The sequence below is a fragment of the Streptomyces sp. NPDC048718 genome, assembly GCF_043198875.1.
Lineage (GTDB): Bacteria > Actinomycetota > Actinomycetes > Streptomycetales > Streptomycetaceae > Streptomyces.
Genome location: NZ_JBICVG010000015.1, coordinates 38,999 through 54,418, shown reverse-complemented (window position 1 = coordinate 54,418; position 15,420 = coordinate 38,999). Strand labels below are relative to the sequence as shown.

10 protein-coding genes are annotated in these 15,420 nt (G+C 72.7%); 9 read left to right on the top strand and 1 reads right to left on the bottom strand.

The window, feature by feature from the left end; translation table 11 throughout:
- Window positions 1-80: 80 nt before the first annotated feature.
- Entirely contained in the window at window positions 81-1,295 is a 1,215-nt protein-coding gene (locus ACGFRB_RS25790; RefSeq protein ID WP_393246360.1) for an ROK family protein, read from the bottom strand.
- Window positions 1,296-1,681: 386 nt separating this feature from the next.
- Here ACGFRB_RS25790 and ACGFRB_RS25785 point away from each other — a divergent pair, with 386 nt between their 5' ends.
- The 9 genes from ACGFRB_RS25785 to ACGFRB_RS25745 all read left to right on the top strand — a co-directional run bounded on the left by ACGFRB_RS25785 (window position 1,682) and on the right by ACGFRB_RS25745 (window position 15,162).
- Window positions 1,682-2,044, top strand: coding sequence for a hypothetical protein (locus ACGFRB_RS25785; protein WP_363010124.1), 363 nt, complete (start codon window positions 1,682-1,684; stop codon window positions 2,042-2,044).
- 439 nt (window positions 2,045-2,483) lie between these two features.
- On the top strand, window positions 2,484-2,984 hold the full coding sequence (locus tag ACGFRB_RS25780; RefSeq protein ID WP_393246358.1) for a hypothetical protein: 501 nt from the start codon (window positions 2,484-2,486) through the stop codon (window positions 2,982-2,984).
- Between the two features lie 549 nt (window positions 2,985-3,533).
- Window positions 3,534-4,586 (top strand): pyridoxal-phosphate dependent enzyme, encoded by a 1,053-nt coding sequence (locus tag ACGFRB_RS25775; protein WP_393246356.1) that lies wholly within the window; start codon window positions 3,534-3,536, stop codon window positions 4,584-4,586.
- Window positions 4,583-5,854 (top strand): MFS transporter, encoded by a 1,272-nt coding sequence (locus ACGFRB_RS25770; RefSeq protein WP_393246354.1) that lies wholly within the window; start codon window positions 4,583-4,585, stop codon window positions 5,852-5,854. The genes ACGFRB_RS25775 and ACGFRB_RS25770 overlap by 4 nt, the downstream gene beginning before the upstream one ends.
- A 65-nt stretch (window positions 5,855-5,919) precedes the next feature.
- Complete coding sequence (locus ACGFRB_RS25765) at window positions 5,920-6,993, top strand: ornithine cyclodeaminase family protein (protein WP_393246352.1); 1,074 nt, start codon at window positions 5,920-5,922, stop codon at window positions 6,991-6,993.
- A gap of 12 nt (window positions 6,994-7,005) precedes the next feature.
- On the top strand, window positions 7,006-7,812 hold the full coding sequence (locus tag ACGFRB_RS25760) for a class I SAM-dependent methyltransferase (RefSeq protein ID WP_363010114.1): 807 nt from the start codon (window positions 7,006-7,008) through the stop codon (window positions 7,810-7,812).
- A 5-nt stretch (window positions 7,813-7,817) separates the two neighbouring features.
- The gene (locus tag ACGFRB_RS25755) at window positions 7,818-11,114 is read left to right on the top strand and encodes an amino acid adenylation domain-containing protein (protein ID WP_393246350.1); all 3,297 of its coding nucleotides are present in this window, start codon (window positions 7,818-7,820) and stop codon (window positions 11,112-11,114) included.
- Window positions 11,111-12,865, top strand: coding sequence for an amino acid adenylation domain-containing protein (locus ACGFRB_RS25750; RefSeq protein ID WP_393246348.1), 1,755 nt, complete (start codon window positions 11,111-11,113; stop codon window positions 12,863-12,865). Before ACGFRB_RS25755 ends, ACGFRB_RS25750 begins: the two co-directional genes overlap by 4 nt.
- Window positions 12,862-15,162, top strand: a complete 2,301-nt coding sequence (locus tag ACGFRB_RS25745) for a M20/M25/M40 family metallo-hydrolase (protein WP_393246346.1) — start codon at window positions 12,862-12,864, stop codon at window positions 15,160-15,162. Before ACGFRB_RS25750 ends, ACGFRB_RS25745 begins: the two co-directional genes overlap by 4 nt.
- The last annotated feature ends 258 nt before the right edge of the window (window positions 15,163-15,420 follow it).

The following is a 15,420-nucleotide window of genomic DNA, read 5'->3' as shown; positions in this document are numbered from 1 at the left end:
GGGCCAGGGGCCGGGTTCAGGGATCGGGGCCCACGACCCGAGGTCGGGAACCCGGGTCGAGAACCCGGGGTGGGGGCGGCTCAGGCGCCGTACGTCAAGGGGTCGGCCAGGATGTCGTGCAGCACCAGGGCCGCCGCGCCCCTGGCGGCGTCGGCGGTGCTGGAGGCCGCGCGCAGCCGGCCCCGGGCGGGGGTCCACAGGCCCGAGACGACGCGCAGCCCCAGTTCGGCCTCGGCGGCGGGGACGAGCCAGGCCGCGAGACGCGGGAAGATGCCGCCGAGGACGACGGCTTGCGGGTCGAGCAGGTTGACCGCGCCGGAGACGGCGACGCCGAGCATCCGGCCCGCTTGGTGGAGCGCGGCGAGGGTACGTTCTTCGCCGTCCTCGGCACGTCGTACGAGAGCGTCGACGCCGGGCGCTCCGGCGGCCCGCAGCAGGGCCGCCTGGCCCGCGTACCGTTCGAGACAGCCGCTCGAACCGCAGCGGCAGCGCGGGCCGTCGGGCACGACGGTCAGATGGCCGATCTCGCCCGCGAAGCCGTGCGCGCCGCGCAGCAGTTCGCCGTCGAGGACGATCGCGCCGCCGACTCCGATCTCACCGGTGACGTGGACGAAGGTGCGGATGCCGCCGAGGCCGCCGAACCACAGCTCGGCGAGGGCCGCGACGTTGGCCTCGTTGTCGGAGGCGACGGGCAGGGCGGGGGCTCCGGCGGGTCGGGCGGCGGCGAGGGCGCGGGTGAAGAGGGTGTCGGCGTCGACCCGGTTCCAGCCGAGGTTGGGGGCCTGCTGGACGGTGCCGCCGGCGACCAGACCGGGCAGCGCGAGCCGTACGCCCGTGGGCCGCAGGTCCTCGGCGGCGGCCTCGGCGAGGACTTCGGCGGCGACGGCTGCGGCCCTGCGCAGCACCTCCACGGGCGCGAGGGCGCGGTTGTCCAGACGGACCGTGCGGCGCACCCGGTCGGTGCCGGTGAGATCGGCGACGCACACGCTCACGTAGTCGACGTTGAGTTCCACGCCGAGGCCGGCGGGGCCGGTCGAGGCGGGTTTGAGTACGGTGCCGGGCCGGCCGGCGTGGCCGCTGAAGGTCTTGCCCGACTCCACCAGGAGCCCGAGTTCCATGAGCTGTTCGACGAGCGAGGAGACGGCCGGGCGGGTCAGCCCGACGTGCGCGGCGACCGCCGCGCGGGTGGTCTCGCCCGCGTCGTGGACGGTGCGCAGCACCAGGCTCAGATTGTGCCGGCGTACGCCCGCCTTGTCGGCTTTGGGCGGCTCGGCGGGGCGGCGGGGGCTGTTCATGGTGCGCATGAGCCTAACGGCAGGGCTCCGGAACGGCCCAGGCCTGTCCAACCCCGTATCGGCCGCTCGCGGACGGCGCCCCTCCGTATGGCTCGCCGAGGACGGAGCCAAGGCGGTACTGAACCCGGACAAGCTCGATGCCGGGGTGCCGGCAGATCCAGGGCTTCTGGTCCGGTGCCGCCGGGGCACCCGGAAGGTAGAGATCTCGCCGACGCGGAAAGGGCCGGCTCGCGGCGGATGGGTCCGGATGCGGCGGCCCCTGTTCGGGGCGGGGCGGGCAGGGCGGGGCAGCGGGCCGGATCCGGGCATGCCGAAGCCTGCCCGTCGAACGGGCACTGGGCCAGGAACGGTCGGCATGAAATCCGCTGGTCGGATACGGTACCGGGATGATCGAGAGCCTGCCTGCCGAGGTAGCCGACGTGCTCGCGGCGATCCTGGACACCGACGACCCGGTGCATGCCGCTCTCCGAGAGCAAGTGCCGCACCTCGGCGTTCAAGGGCGCTGCACATGCGGGTGCGGTACCACCTACTTCACGCTCGACACCGGCACGGTGGATCCCGCTCCCAACGGACCCAGCACTGTCGTGGCCGCCGCGGCGCAGCTCGTCACCGAGACCGGCGAGTACCCGGGTGAAGTCCTGGTCTTCACCCAGGGCGGCTACCTGTCGTGGCTGGAAGTCTGCTCATGGAGCGACGACATAGAGGTGACACTGACCTCCGCACACCGCCGGCTGCGGCCATACTCATGATTTCGAGCGGCCTACAGCCCACAGTCTCCGGCCCGAACGGCCCCGACCGACATTCACGAGTTCAGCTTCAGCAGCCGCCGCCCCGCACCCATGCCGACTCCCCTCGGGCCGGCACCGACGGCGCCGGACGTCGTCGCCCTCAGTGACGGGGAGAACGGCCTGGTGGTGGCGAATACGGCTGGGCGAGGACCGGATCACGGGCATCCACTCGGTGCGCAGCCCGCAGAAGCCGACACATGTGGCGCGGGAGACGGCGGTAAGCCGGTAACGAGGCGGCTGGCACCCAGCACCCAGGCACAACGCCGGTAATGTGAAGAAAAGGCGGTTATCCGCCCGCATCGGGGTATGCGCCAAGGTAGGCCCGCGACCGTGGCCGTCCCTGGGCCGCGCCCCCGCCGGGCCACGGGCCATCGACCGCACCGAAAGGCGATGAGTCGTCGTGCAGGACTTCGAGCTGCTGGACGTCTCCTTGTACGTGGAGGAACTGGGACGCCTCGGCATACCCCTGGGCGACTCCGGGGCCAAGGGGCCCCTGGAGATCCCGGAGGGCTCGGTGGTCAGTCTGGGGCTCACGTTCCGGCTCGGCAGGGACATCGACGCCATGGTGTTCGAGGACACGCGGGAATCGGACGGCGAGCAGATCGGGAGTTCACGGACCGCGCTCGGCGGGTTCCGGACCGGCGGCCCGTACGAGGTGCGCCTGCCCCCGGAGCGGCTGCCGGAAGGCCGTGCGCACTGCGGGGTGTACGACGTGACCGGGCGTGTCGTCGACGGCGAGGGCCGCCCGCTGGCCGAGGAGCACCACCGGATCGAGGTCACGCACGAGCCGGAGGCGCATGGGCCGAGGTCACACGGGCCGGATGCGACTCGTCCGGAGGGACACCGGCACCGGGCCGCCACGTCTTCGCCGGCGCCTGGCCCCGGCAGTCCGACCGGCTGAAAGAAGCGCCGCCGCGAGATCACGAAGGTGCCGCGACGCGATGCCGCCGGACATCGACCGGCGCGCTTGTCCCGAGGGCCTGGTCATCCGGCGGCGGTCAGGGGAGAAGGGGCTGAGCCCCGGCGGCCACGGTCCGGTCGCGGTCCTGTGCTGCGAGGCGTGCTCCCACCGGCCGGCAAGCGTGCACCCATCCCAGCCGGGCCTGGCGCCACAGCGTGGAACTCGCCCGACCGCAGCGCGAGCCGACCCCCGCGCGAGAGCGGCCCGGACGCAGTCCGGCTTGGGCGGGCGACCAGAGCCGCCCGCAGGCGCGATCGGAGTCGGCCATTCTGAGCGTCTCTCGGGCCTTTCACCCCCTACCGGGCACGCCTGTCGGAGCACCGTCGGCACAGGCCGCTGAGGTGGGGACACCGAATGGCCGAGAACCGTCCCCCAGGGTTCCGGCCAGATGACGTCGGATGCAACAGTCACATCATTGGTTACTTCGGGGGCCGGTGCCTAAGGTCCTCTTGCGTTCGATCACAGCGGAGGCGAGCTCAGGGGGAAGCGATGTCGTATGTCAGGCCGCTCCTGGACCGGGCACTCAACAGGACTCCGTTGCTCCACCTCACCGTTGCTCACCGAGGACGTACACGGTGGCTGGCGCTGAAGCTCGAAGGACACGGTCCCAGCGGTTCGGTCAAGGACCGCAGCGCCGTCGGGCTCCTGCGGGCCCTGCACGACGAGCAACCGCTGACGCCGGGCACCGTGGTGGTCGAGTCGACCTCCGGGAATCTCGGCCTGGCACTGGCCCGATTACTGCGCGCCGTCGACTGCACCTTCCTCGCGGTGGTCGACCTCAAGACCCCGCCCATCACTCGCCACATGCTCGAGGCCTACGGCGCCCGCGTCCTGGTGGTCGACGAGCCGGACGGCCAGGGAGGCTATCTGCTGAGCAGGCTGCGCACCGTGCGCGAGCTGCTGGCCCAGAACCCCGGCTACCGCTGGCCCAACCAGTATGAGAACTGGGCCGCCCCCGAGATGCATCGCACCACCACGGGCCCTGAGATCACCGAAGAGGCAGGTGCGCAGCTCGACACGGTCTACGTCCCCGTCTCCACCGGCGGCACCCTCTCCGGCATCGCCTCCCATCTGCGCGAACACCGCCCCGACGTCGCCCCGGTCGCCGTCGACGTACGTGGTTCACTGGCCGTCGCCGGCAGCGCGGGACGCCGGCTGATACCGGGCATCGGGGCCAGCCGCCCTTCCGCCTTCCTGAAGGGCGCGGACAGCTACGACCGCCTCATACGGGTCGACGACATCGAGGCGATCACCATCTGCCGGATCATCGCCGAGGACTTGGGGCTCGCGCTCGGCGGGTCCAGCGGCTGCGCCATCCGCGCGGTGGTCACCGATCTGGAGAACGACCCCGCACCACGGGGACTCGCGGTCTGTGTCGCCGCCGACGGCGGCGAGAAGTACCGCGACACCCTCTACTCCGACGACTGGGCGAGCGAACAGGGCATCGCCGAAGAGATAGCCGCCACGACGGAACAGCTGCGCCGCGAGGGCCTGTTCTTCACCCGGCGGGAACCGCACCACCTGGAGCACCAGCGCCCATGAGTACGAGCATCACGCCCGAACAGCGCGAGAGCGGCCGCTACCGGCAGTTCCTTCCGCTGGTGCAGGGCGCGACCCTGATCGAGTGGACCGGGACCGGCCTGTTCCTCGCCGTGTCGACCATCTACTTCGTCAAGGTCGCCCATCTCAGCACCTCGTCCGTCGGCATCGGGCTGACGATCGGCGGCGCGGTCGCCATTTTCGCCGCCCTGCCCATCGCTCGGCTGGCCGGACGCTTCGGCCCCAAGCCCGTGCTGATCGGCGTCATGCTGCTGCGCTCCCTGGCCACCGTCGGCTATCTGTGGGTGGACGGCTGGTGGAGCTTCCTGCTGGTCGTCGCCCTCATCGCCGTCACCGAGCAGTCCTCGCCCCCACTGGTCCAGGCGTATGTCGGCGCGCGGGCGCCGGAGAGCCTGCGCGCGAAGGTGATGGCCGTCCAGCGCACCGTCGTCAATCTGGGCATCAGCCTGGGAGGGCTGATCGCCGGAGTCGCCCTGGGTTCCGGCTCGCCCGGCGCGTTCCGGCCGTTGCTGATCGGCGGCGCGGTCGCCTACGTGACAGTGGCCGTGGTGTTCGCCATTCCGCGCGACGAGGGCTCGGCCGGCACCGTCGGGACGACGGGCGTACGGGAACTGCTCAAGGACTGGCGACTGTTGGGCTTCACCGCGTACAACGCACTGGTGTCGCTGTGGATGCCGGTGCTCAACGTGGCGTTCCCGCTGTGGCTGGTGACCGCCACCGAGGTGCCGGAGCGCTACGTCGGCATCCTGTACGCCGTCAACACCGTGCTCTGCATCGCCCTCCAGTACCCCCTCAACCGCTGCTACAACACCACGCGCCGGGCCTGGTTGTCGTACGCGACCGCGGCGGCGCTGTTGAGCTGTGGCGCGCTGGCGTTCGCCGCCGCGCCGGGCTTCGGGACGCGGGGCGCACTGCTGACGCTGGGCGGCGCGGTCGTCCTGCTGACCTTCGCCGAGCTGCTGCAGGTCGGCGCGTCCTGGACGCTCTCCTTCGATCTGGCTCCCGAGGAAGCGCGCAGCGCCTACCTGGTGCTGTTCAACACCAGCCGCACCGTCGCCAACCGGGTCGCGGGCCCGGTCCTGATGACGGGTGTGGTGCTGGCCCTCGGCAAGGCCGGCTGGATCGCGCTCGCTTGTGTGCTCCTGCTGGGCGCGTTCGCTCCCCTCGTGGCGCTGCGAGGGGAGCGCCGCTCCGGGACAGCCGGAACGACGCAACGCGCAAGCGAACGAAAGGCGCGTACCAACCACTGACCCCCGGCCTGTCGGGCCGTCCCCTGTCCGAGCATCCACACCCCGGCCAAGGAGGCCCCCTTCCCATGGACTTCGAGCGATACCCAGAGAGCCCCTTCCTCCATCTGACGCGCGCGGACGTCGTCGAGGCCGCCCGCGGCGTGGACATCGTGCGGACGGTGGCCGATGCGCTGATGCTGCACAGCGCGGGGCAGTCGGCCCTCCCCGAGGAGGCCTACCTCGGCTGGACGACCCCGCAGGGCGACTCGGCCCGGCTGCTGGCCATGCCCGGGGCGCTGCTCCAGGACGGCAGCCCGCCCGTCGTCGGCATGAAGACCATCAACGCCTCACTGGGCAATCCGGCACGAGGCATTCCGCGCTCCCAGGGCTTCACCCTGCTGCTCGACCCGGAGACGGCACGGCCCGTCGCCCTGATGGAGGCGGCCTACATCAGCGCCATGCGCACCGCGGCGGTGACCGCGCTGGCCGTACGCCACCTGGCGGTGCGAGCCCCGCAGCGGCTGGCACTCGTCGGCTGCGGGGCCCTCGCCCAGGCGCATGCCGCGCTGTTGCTGCGCACCGTGCCGACACTGCGCGCCCTCGCGCTCTACGACGTGACGCCGGACCGCGCCGAGGCCCTCGCCGCGTACGTCGCCTCGCTGCCCGGCGGCGCGAAGATCGAGACGGTGCGGGCCGGGAGCGCCCGCGAGGCGGTGCGGGACGCCGAACTCGTCGTGCCCGTCACCACGGTGACGCAAGGGTACATCGAGCCCGACTGGCTGCGGCCCGGCGCGCTGGTCTGCCACGTCTCGCTGGACGACCTCACCGAGGGGGCGGTGCTCGCCGCCGACACGGTGATCGTCGATGACTGGAGCCTGGTCCGCGACGACCCGCGCCGTCTGCTCGGCCGGATGCACCGGGCGGGCACTCTGCTCGGCCCCGACGGCGCCCCTCGGGACGGGGTGAGCGCACAGCCCGGCGCCCGCCGGGTGGACGCAGTCCTCGGCGACGTGCTCGCCGGCCGTCACCCGGGCCGCCGCCACCAGGACGAGATCGTCATCAGCAATCCCTTCGGCATGTCGATCCTCGACGTCGCCGTCGCCGACCGCATACACACCCGCGCCGAGGCAGTCGGTCTCGGCACCCGGCTCACGCTCTGAGGGGGACGCACCGTGGCTATCGACCTGAACATCCAGGAAATCAACCGCACCATGTGGTCGTACGGGGAGTACCGGCAGGTCGCCGATCTGCTGCGCCCCGGCGCGGTCGAACTGATCGGACGGCTCGCCCCTGAGCCCGGCCTCCGCCATCTCGACGTCGCCACCGGCAACGGCAACGTGGCGCTGCTGTCCGCGCGGCGCGGATCGACGGTGACCGGGCTCGATCTGACGGACGAGTTCTTCTCCGACGCGCGCGAGCGCTTCGCCGAGGCGGGAGTTGAGGTGGAGCTGCACCGCGGCGATGCCCAGGAGCTCCCCTTCGCCGACGGCTCGTTCGACCTGGTGACCTCCACCTACGGAGTGCAGTTCGCGCCCGACCATGCCGCCTCCTCCGGGGAGATGGCCCGGGTGCTGCGCCCCGGCGGCCGGATCGGCATGTGCAATTGGACGGCGCGCAGCTGGACGGCGCACTTCCAGGAGATTCTGTCGGCCTACTTCCCCTCGCCCAACGGCCATCAGGGGCAGCCGATGCTGTGGGGCTCGGCCGACTATCTCGCCGATCTGTTCGGCCCCTCCTTCACCGTCACCGCCGAACGCAGGGAGCTGTTCTACCCCTTCGCGACCGCCGAGAACCTGGTCGCCTTCTTCGAGAACTGCTTCGGTCCGTGCATCGCCGCGAAGAACACGATCTCCCCGCCGTCGCGCTGGAAGGAGCTGCGCGCCGAGATGGTCGAGATGACCGAGGACTTCCACACCACGGACGAGCGCGGTACCGGAGTCCCCGTCGAGTATCTGCTCGTCGTCGCGGAGAAGAAGTGATCCCGGTGACCGCTCTGCCCACGCGCTATCCTTCCCTGCCGCTGGCCGAAGGGGCCCGGGAGCGGGCCGTCGCCGCCGCGCTGACCCGCAGCGAGCCGTACGCGCTGGGCGAGGGCGTCCACGCCTACGTCGAACGGCACGCGGCCGACCGGCCCGACCGCACGGCGATCGAGGACGGCGAACAAAGCCTCAGCTACGGCGAGTTGACCGACCGGATGCGGCGGATCGCCGCCCAGCTGGCCGCGGCGGACGTCACGAGCGGGCAGATCGTCGCGGTCGGCGGCCGTCGCGGCGCCGACGTCGTCTGCGCCTTCCTCGCGCTGGAACTGCTGGGCGCCGTCTATCTGCCCGTCGACGCGAGCTGGCCCGCGGCCCGCGTCGACGCGCTGCTGAGGGACAGCGGCGCGGTGCTGCTGCTCACCGTCGGCGGCCCCGCCGACCGCGGCGAACTGGTCAAGGGCGCTCAGGCGGCCGGCGTGCGCACCGCCTCCCCGGCGCCCGCGGACGCCCACCACACACGGCCGTCGCCGCCGGCCGCCGACGAGGTGCGCTACGTCCTGTACACCTCGGGATCGACCGGCCGCCCCAAGGCCGCGGTCGTCGAGCATCAGGGAATGCTCAACCACCTGTGGGCCAAGGTCGACGACCTCGGCATGACCGCCGACGACCGGCTGGCGCAGACCGCGCCGCTGAGCTTCGACATCTCCATCTGGCAGATGCTCGCACCGCTGCTGGTCGGCGGCCGCGTCCAGATCTTCAGCGACGACCAGGCCCAGGACGGCGCGCTGCTGCTGGAGACGGTACGCCGGAGCGGGACCACCGTCCTGGAGACCGTGCCCACGCTGATCCGCTTCCTGCTGGACGCCCAGCAGAGCGCGGGGATCCGGCCCGGAGCGCTGCGCTGGATGATCGCCACCGGCGAGGAACTGCCGCCCGCGCTGGCCCGCCGGTGGCACGAGGCCCTTCCCGGCATCTCGCTGCTCAACGCCTACGGGCCCACGGAGTGTTCGGACGACGTCACCCACGCCGTCCTCGGCGCGCCCGACCCCGACGTACGTCATCTGCCGATCGGCACGCCCATCGGCAACGCCGCGCTGTACGTCCTGCGCGCCGAGGACGGACGGTGGCATGCCTGCGACCACGGGGAGACCGGCGAGCTGTTCGTCGGCGGCCTCGTCGTGGGCCGCGGCTATCTGGGCGACCCGGAACGGACCGCGCTCGCCTTCTTCGCCGACCCGTTCACGGATGGCGGCGGGCGGCTGTACCGCACCGGCGACGCGGTGCGGGTGCTGCCGGACGGCCGGCTGGAGTATCTGGGCCGGGTCGACCGGCAGGTGAAGCTCGGCGGCGTCCGCATGGAACTCGCCGAGATCGAGGCGGAGCTCGGCACCGCCCCTGCGGTCGCCGCCTGCGCGGTCGTCGTACGCGCCGACGACGACGAGGGCGCGCTGGTGGCCCGCGAGAGCGCCCACGCTCCGGGGGCGGGCCGCCGGCGGCTGGTCGCGTACGTCACGACCCCCGACGAGGAGGTGACGGAGGAGGCGCTGCGCGCCCATCTGGCCGAGCGGCTGCCCGCGCCGATGGTGCCGCACACGTTCGTGGTGCTTCCGCGGCTGCCGCTCACCCGCAACGGCAAGACCGACTACAAGGCCCTGCCCGCACCGCCGCGCCGACGCCGCCCCGGCACTCGTCCCTTCAGTCCGCCGCGGACCGAAGCCGAGGCCGCGATCGCCGCGCTCGTCGCCGAACTGCTGGGCAGCGAGCAGGTCGGCCGCGACGACTCGTTCCTGGAGCTGGGCGGTGACTCGCTGCAGGCCATGCGGCTGGTCGCACGGTTGCGGGACACGGGGTCGGCGGTGAGCCTGCGCGATGTGCTGCGTGACGGCAGCCCTGCCGCGCTCGCCGCGCTCGGCAGCCGGATCCCGCCCACCGGGAGCGGCGCCGGCACCGATCATGTCTGGGACGCTCCGCGCACCCGCCCGCTCACTCCGCAGCAGGCAGGCGTGTACTTCCACTGGCGGCTGGATCCGCACAGCCCCTACTACAGCTATCAGGGCTCCCTGGAGCTGGACGGTCCGCTGGACGTCCCCCGGCTGGCAGCCGCCTGGCGGCTGCTGCTGGCCGAGAATCCGCTGCTGCTCGCCCGGTTCGCCGAGCCGGACGAGGCGCGGGGGGACGAAGTGGTGCACCACTTCCCGCACTGGGACGTGCCGCTGCCGGAGCGGCCGCGGGAGGTCACGGCGGACGCGTACCGACGGCTGGCGGCCGAGGAAGCCGCCCGCCCCTTCGATCTGCCGGCCGCGCCGGCTCTGCGCGCCGGGCTGTTCAAGTTGCCGGACGGGCAGCACCGCTTGCTGGTCACCATGCATGAGCTACTGCTCGACGGCTGGGGCGCCACCGTCCTCTTCCAACGGCTGGCCGAGCTGTACGAGCGGCGTCCGGACGCCCCCGACCCCGAGCGCTCCACCCGCTACGACCGCTACCTGGACCACCTCGATCGGGTGTTGGCCGCCGAGGAGACGGCCGAGGCGGGCCGGTACTGGCTGCGACAGCTCGCGGGCGATCTGCCGGTGCTCCAGGTCGCGCAGAAGCAGCGCCCGGCCGCGCCCACCTACCGGGGTGCGATCACCGAAGCGGTGCTGGACGAGGCCCTGTCCCGACGGCTGCGGGAGGCCGCGCTGTCCGCGTCCGCGACCCCGTTCGTCCCGCTGCTGGCCGCGTACGCGCTGACGCTCGGCTATTACGGCGACGCCGACGAGGTCGTCGTCGGGGCGCCGATGGCGGGCCGGGAACGGCCGGAGACGGCCGATGTGCCGGCCTTCATGCTCGCGATGCTGCCACTGCGGCTGCGCATCGACCCGGCCGCGACGCTCGCCGAGTTCACCGCCCTGGTGCGCGACACGGTGTACGACGCGTACGCCGCCGCGGACCATCCCTTCGGCTGGACGCTTCGCCGGCTGCCGGCCGCCTCCAGGAGCTCGGCGGCGACCCCCGTCTTCCAGACGATGCTCAACATGCTGCCGTACCCGGCGCGCGCGACCACCGCCGCCGGCGTCGGCTTCCGCTTCGTCGAACTGGACACCGGCTACACGAAGTACGACTGCGCGCTCTACGTGCAGCCGCACGGCCCGGACCGGCTCCTGCTCCAGTACGCCTACCAGCAGGAGCTGCTCGACGAACCGGTCGCACGCGACATCCTCGAGTCCACGATGATCGCGCTGAGGGCCCTCACCGACCCGCGGCGCGCCGCGCACACTGCCATCCGATCCCTCGACCTGCTGCCCGGAGGCGGAGCATCATGACCACCCCGACCCTGCTGGAACGCTTCGCCGCGCAGGTGGCGGCCCGCCCCGAGGCCGTCGCCCTGCGCCACACCGGCACCACGCTCACCTACCGCGAACTCGACGAGTGGAGCGGCCGGCTGGCCGCGCAGCTCGCCGCCAAGGGCACGCGCCCCGGCTCGTTGGTCGCGCTTGCCGCCCAGCGCGGTCCCGCCGCGGTCGCCGGGGTGCTCGCCGTGCTGAAGACCGGCGCGGCCTATCTCGGGCTGGATCCGGCGATCCCCGTGCGACGCCAGCGCCGCATGGTGGAGGAGACGGGTCCGCAGGCAGTGCTGGCCGAGCCAGGGCTCGACCAGTTCCCCACGCTGGACGCGCCCCGCGTCCGGCTGGCCCCGGTCGCGGACGGCCCGGTGCACGCGGGGCCCGAACAGGAACCGGACGAGGACGCGCTGTTCCACATCGTCTACACCTCCGGCACCACCGGGAACCCCAAGGGCGTAAGAATCAGTCACCGTTCGGTCCGCGGCCGGCTGGAGTGGATGTGGGAGGACCATCCGTTCCCCGAGAACGCGGTGCTGGCGGTGCAGAAGTCGCCGGCGCTCGTCGCCTCGCCCTGGGAGCTGCTCGGCGGCCTGCTCCAGGGCGTCCCGTCGGTCGTGCTCAGCACCGAAGAGCTCCTCGACCCGGCGCTGTTCGCCGCCGTCGTCGCCGAGGAGCGGATCACCCATCTCTTCCTCACCCCGCAGCTGATCGGCGGACTCCTGGAGGAGAGCGCGAAGCTCTCCGGTTCCCACCGGCCAGTGCTGGTGACCAGCGGCGCCGACAGCCTGCCCGTGCGGACCGTCCACCGCTTCAGGGAGGTCTGGCCGGGCGCCACGCTCCTCAATCTGTACGGGATGACCGAGACCGCCTCCAACGTCGCCGCGTACGACACGGCCGCCCTGCCCGAGGACGCCGAACGCGTGCCGGTCGGCGGCGCGGTGGCGGGAGCGTCGATCTCGGTCCGCGACCGGCACGGCCGCCGGCTGCCACCCGGTGTGACGGGTGAGGTGTGGGTCTGCGGGCCGCCGCTGGCCCTCGGCTATGTCGGCGGCGACGGCGAGGACCGCTTCACCGTCGACGACCATGGGGTGCGCCACTACCGGACGGGCGACCGGGGCCGTCATCTCCCGGACGGAGCGCTGGAGATCACCGGCCGCGCCGACAACCAGATCAAGGTGCGTGGCTACCGTGTGGAGCTGGAGGAGATCGAGTCCACCCTCCGCAAGGCGCCCGGCGTCACCGACGCCGGGGCGTACGCGGACCTCGACGAGGACGAGCCGCGGATCGTCGCCTGCGTCACGGCTGAGGAGGAGGTGAGCACCGCGGCCCTGCGCGGATATCTGCGCGACCGGCTGCCCGACTACATGCTGCCGACACGCATCCAGCAGGTGCCGCAGCTTCCACTGGGCCCCAACGGCAAGCTGCACCGCACCGGGCTGCGCACGCTCGTGGCGGGCATCGGACAGGAGCGGACGGCAGGTTTCACGCCTTCCGACGCCACCGAGGCCGCCGTCGCGGCCCTCTGGGAGGAACTGCTGGGCGCTCCCCCCGCCGGCGTGGACCAGAACTTCTTCGACGCCGGAGGCCACTCGCTGCTCGCCGTCCGGCTCGCCAACCGGCTGGCGAAGATCGCCGGCCGGCGCATTCCTCTGCGCCGCATCCTCGGCGCGCCCGACGTCGGCGCGATCGCCGCACTCTGCCGCGAGGCCCGGCAGGAGGAGCGCGGATGAGCGGCTCCTGGCTGAGAATCCGCGACGAGGAGAAGAACGGCGGCCCGGCCGACACGCTCGCGGTCTGTTTCGCACCCACCGGCGCGCACGGCTCGACCTTCGCGGGCTGGCACGGGCGGCTGCCCCACGGCATGGCTCTGGTGCTGGTCACGCCGCCCGGCAGGGGCACCCGGGTGGACGAGGAGCCCGTCGTCGACATGGCCGTGTACGCGGACGCGGTGGTCGCCGAGGTGCGGGCGCTCGCAGCGGGCAGGCGTCTGGTGCTGATCGGTGTGAGTCTCGGTGCGCTGCTGGCGTTCGAGGTCTGTCGCCGGCTGCTGGAGACCGGGGTGCCGGTGGCTCGGCTGTGCGTGGTGGCCGGGCAGTCCCCAGGTGACTTCGCCGGTTCGGGCGGCGAAGTGACGCTCGAAGACGCCCGCGCCTTCGCGACCGGGACCGGACTGACGGACCCCGAACTACTGGCCGATCCCGAGTTCGAGGAGGTGCTGTTGCCGCCCATCCAGGCCGATCTGACGCTGGCCGCCCATTACGCCGGCCGCGCGAGCGCCGCCGCGCATGTCTCGCTGCGCGCGGTGTGGGCCGTCGAGGATCCGCATGTGCCGGAGGCGGCCGTCCGGCGATGGCGCGAGTGGACCACCGCGGACTGCACGGTGCTGTCCGTGGAGGGCGGCCACTACGCCCACCAGGAGAATCCGGCGGCAGTCCTGTCCGCCTGTCTGGACGGCCTCTCCAGAGCTGCCGGTCCGTCCAGGCGGACCGTGCTCGGCAGCGGCGCGGCGGTCGTCTCGGGCAGCGTGCTCGCACTCGGGACGGCGACAGCCGCCGCGCCGAAGGCCGCCGCCGCACAGCGGACGGCGGCCTCGGCCGCGGGCGGCGGCGCCGGAGGCCGCGCCTTCGACGGCGATCCCACCGATCCGGTAGAGCTCGCCATCGCGATGATCCGGCAGAACACGAGCAACCCCGGGGACGGCGCGATCACGCTGCCGTACGCACGGATGCTGGAGGGGATCTTCCGCGCGGCCGAGGTCGCCACGGAGATCGTGCCCACTCCCAAGGAGGGCAACGTCCACTTCTTCGCCCGCGTCCCCGCTCACGGCGGCTCCACGCGCAAGAAGCCCCTGCTCCTGCTCGGCCACTCGGACGTGGTCCCCGCGGTGGGGGACGCGTGGACGCGGGAGCCTTTCACCGGGGAGATAGCGGACGGCAGGTTGTACGGCCGGGGCGCCCTCGACATGAAGGGGGTCAACGCCGCCTTCGTCGCCGCCCTGTTGCGCCATGTGCGTCAGGGCACACGATTCGACCGGGACATCGTCTTCTGGTCCGACTGCGACGAGGAGCAGGGGCCGTACGGCGTCCGTTGGCTCCTCACCGAACACCCGGACACGGTGGAAGCCGGCGCGGTCCTCACCGAGGGCGGCTGGGTGCTCAACCAACGTGACGGCAGAACGCCCATGATCGCCGCGCTCACCTGCAACGACAAGCGCTCCCTGCTGTTGCGGCTGGAAGCGGCCTCGTACGCCACCCACACCTCCAAGCCGTTCGGCGGACAGGCCGTGATCCGGCTGGGCGAGGTGCTGGAGCAGCTCGGCGGCTGGCGCGCCGGTATCCGCCCGAACGCGCTGTCCCGGATGTACTTCGCCGAGCTCGCCCGGGCAACCGCGGACCCGGCGATGGCCGCCGCCATACGGGAGATGCTCGACGCCCGCACCGAGGCGCGGCGGAACCGGGCGGGCGATACGGTCGTACGGCTCAGCGACACGCCCGAGCTGCACAACGCGATGCTCCGCACCACCTTGGCATTCACCTCGGCCAAGGCCGGCTACTACCCGAGTATCGTGCCCGGCACGGCGACGGCGGAGTTCCGGGCGGCGTTCCTGCCCGGTGGCGATGACCCCGGGCGGATCGTCGCCGAACTGCGCTCCCTGATCGGCAACCGGGCCACGCTGACGGTGGTCGGCAACCCTGGCGAGAGCGAGGAGCAGGCGGTCGCCCGGCTGCGCGGCTATCTGGCGGTTTTGGACTCCAGCCATGACACGGACGTCTTCCGCGCCTGGCAGGAGGCCGTGCGGCAGACTCATCCCGGGGTGCGGGCCACCGCCTGCCAGTTCGAGGCGGTGACCAGCGCGGTGCCGTTTCGCGAGCGGAACGTGCCGGTCTACGGCATGTACCCGTTCACCGTGAGCCGGGACATGCTCAAGCGGATGCACGGTACGGACGAGCACATCGGCGTCGAGGCCTTGCGGCAGGGCACAGAGACGGTCTATCAGCTCCTGGCGAGGCTGCGCGCTGAAGCCTGAGTCGCGCGGGGCCGGCGCGGGAGCGTCGTACGCGGCGCCCCCGCGGCCCCTGCCCGAAGGTCCGTACACCTGGCCGTACGGGTCGGGGCGCAGGCAGGGCGAAACCCGAAAGGGGGGGGGGGGGGGGGGGGGGGGGGGGGGGCGGCGGCCCGCCCGCCGCCCCGCGGGGGGGGGGGGGGTGGGGGGGCGCCCCGCCCCCCCCGGCGGCGGCGGGGGGCGGCGGCTCCGCCGTGGCCCGGTGCGGTCTTCACACGGCCT

Bases quoted from the DNA above. Each gene is read 5' to 3' on its own strand.
- ACGFRB_RS25765 (WP_393246352.1), top strand. From the start codon at position 5,920: ATGGACTTCGAGCGATACCCAGAGAGCCCCTTCCTCCATCTGACGCGC.
- ACGFRB_RS25790 (WP_393246360.1), bottom strand. From the start codon at position 1,295: ATGAACAGCCCCCGCCGCCCCGCCGAGCCGCCCAAAGCCGACAAGGCG.
- ACGFRB_RS25745 (WP_393246346.1), top strand. From the start codon at position 12,862: ATGAGCGGCTCCTGGCTGAGAATCCGCGACGAGGAGAAGAACGGCGGC.
- ACGFRB_RS25750 (WP_393246348.1), top strand. From the start codon at position 11,111: ATGACCACCCCGACCCTGCTGGAACGCTTCGCCGCGCAGGTGGCGGCC.
- ACGFRB_RS25770 (WP_393246354.1), top strand. From the start codon at position 4,583: ATGAGTACGAGCATCACGCCCGAACAGCGCGAGAGCGGCCGCTACCGG.
- ACGFRB_RS25785 (WP_363010124.1), top strand. From the start codon at position 1,682: ATGATCGAGAGCCTGCCTGCCGAGGTAGCCGACGTGCTCGCGGCGATC.
- ACGFRB_RS25775 (WP_393246356.1), top strand. From the start codon at position 3,534: ATGTCGTATGTCAGGCCGCTCCTGGACCGGGCACTCAACAGGACTCCG.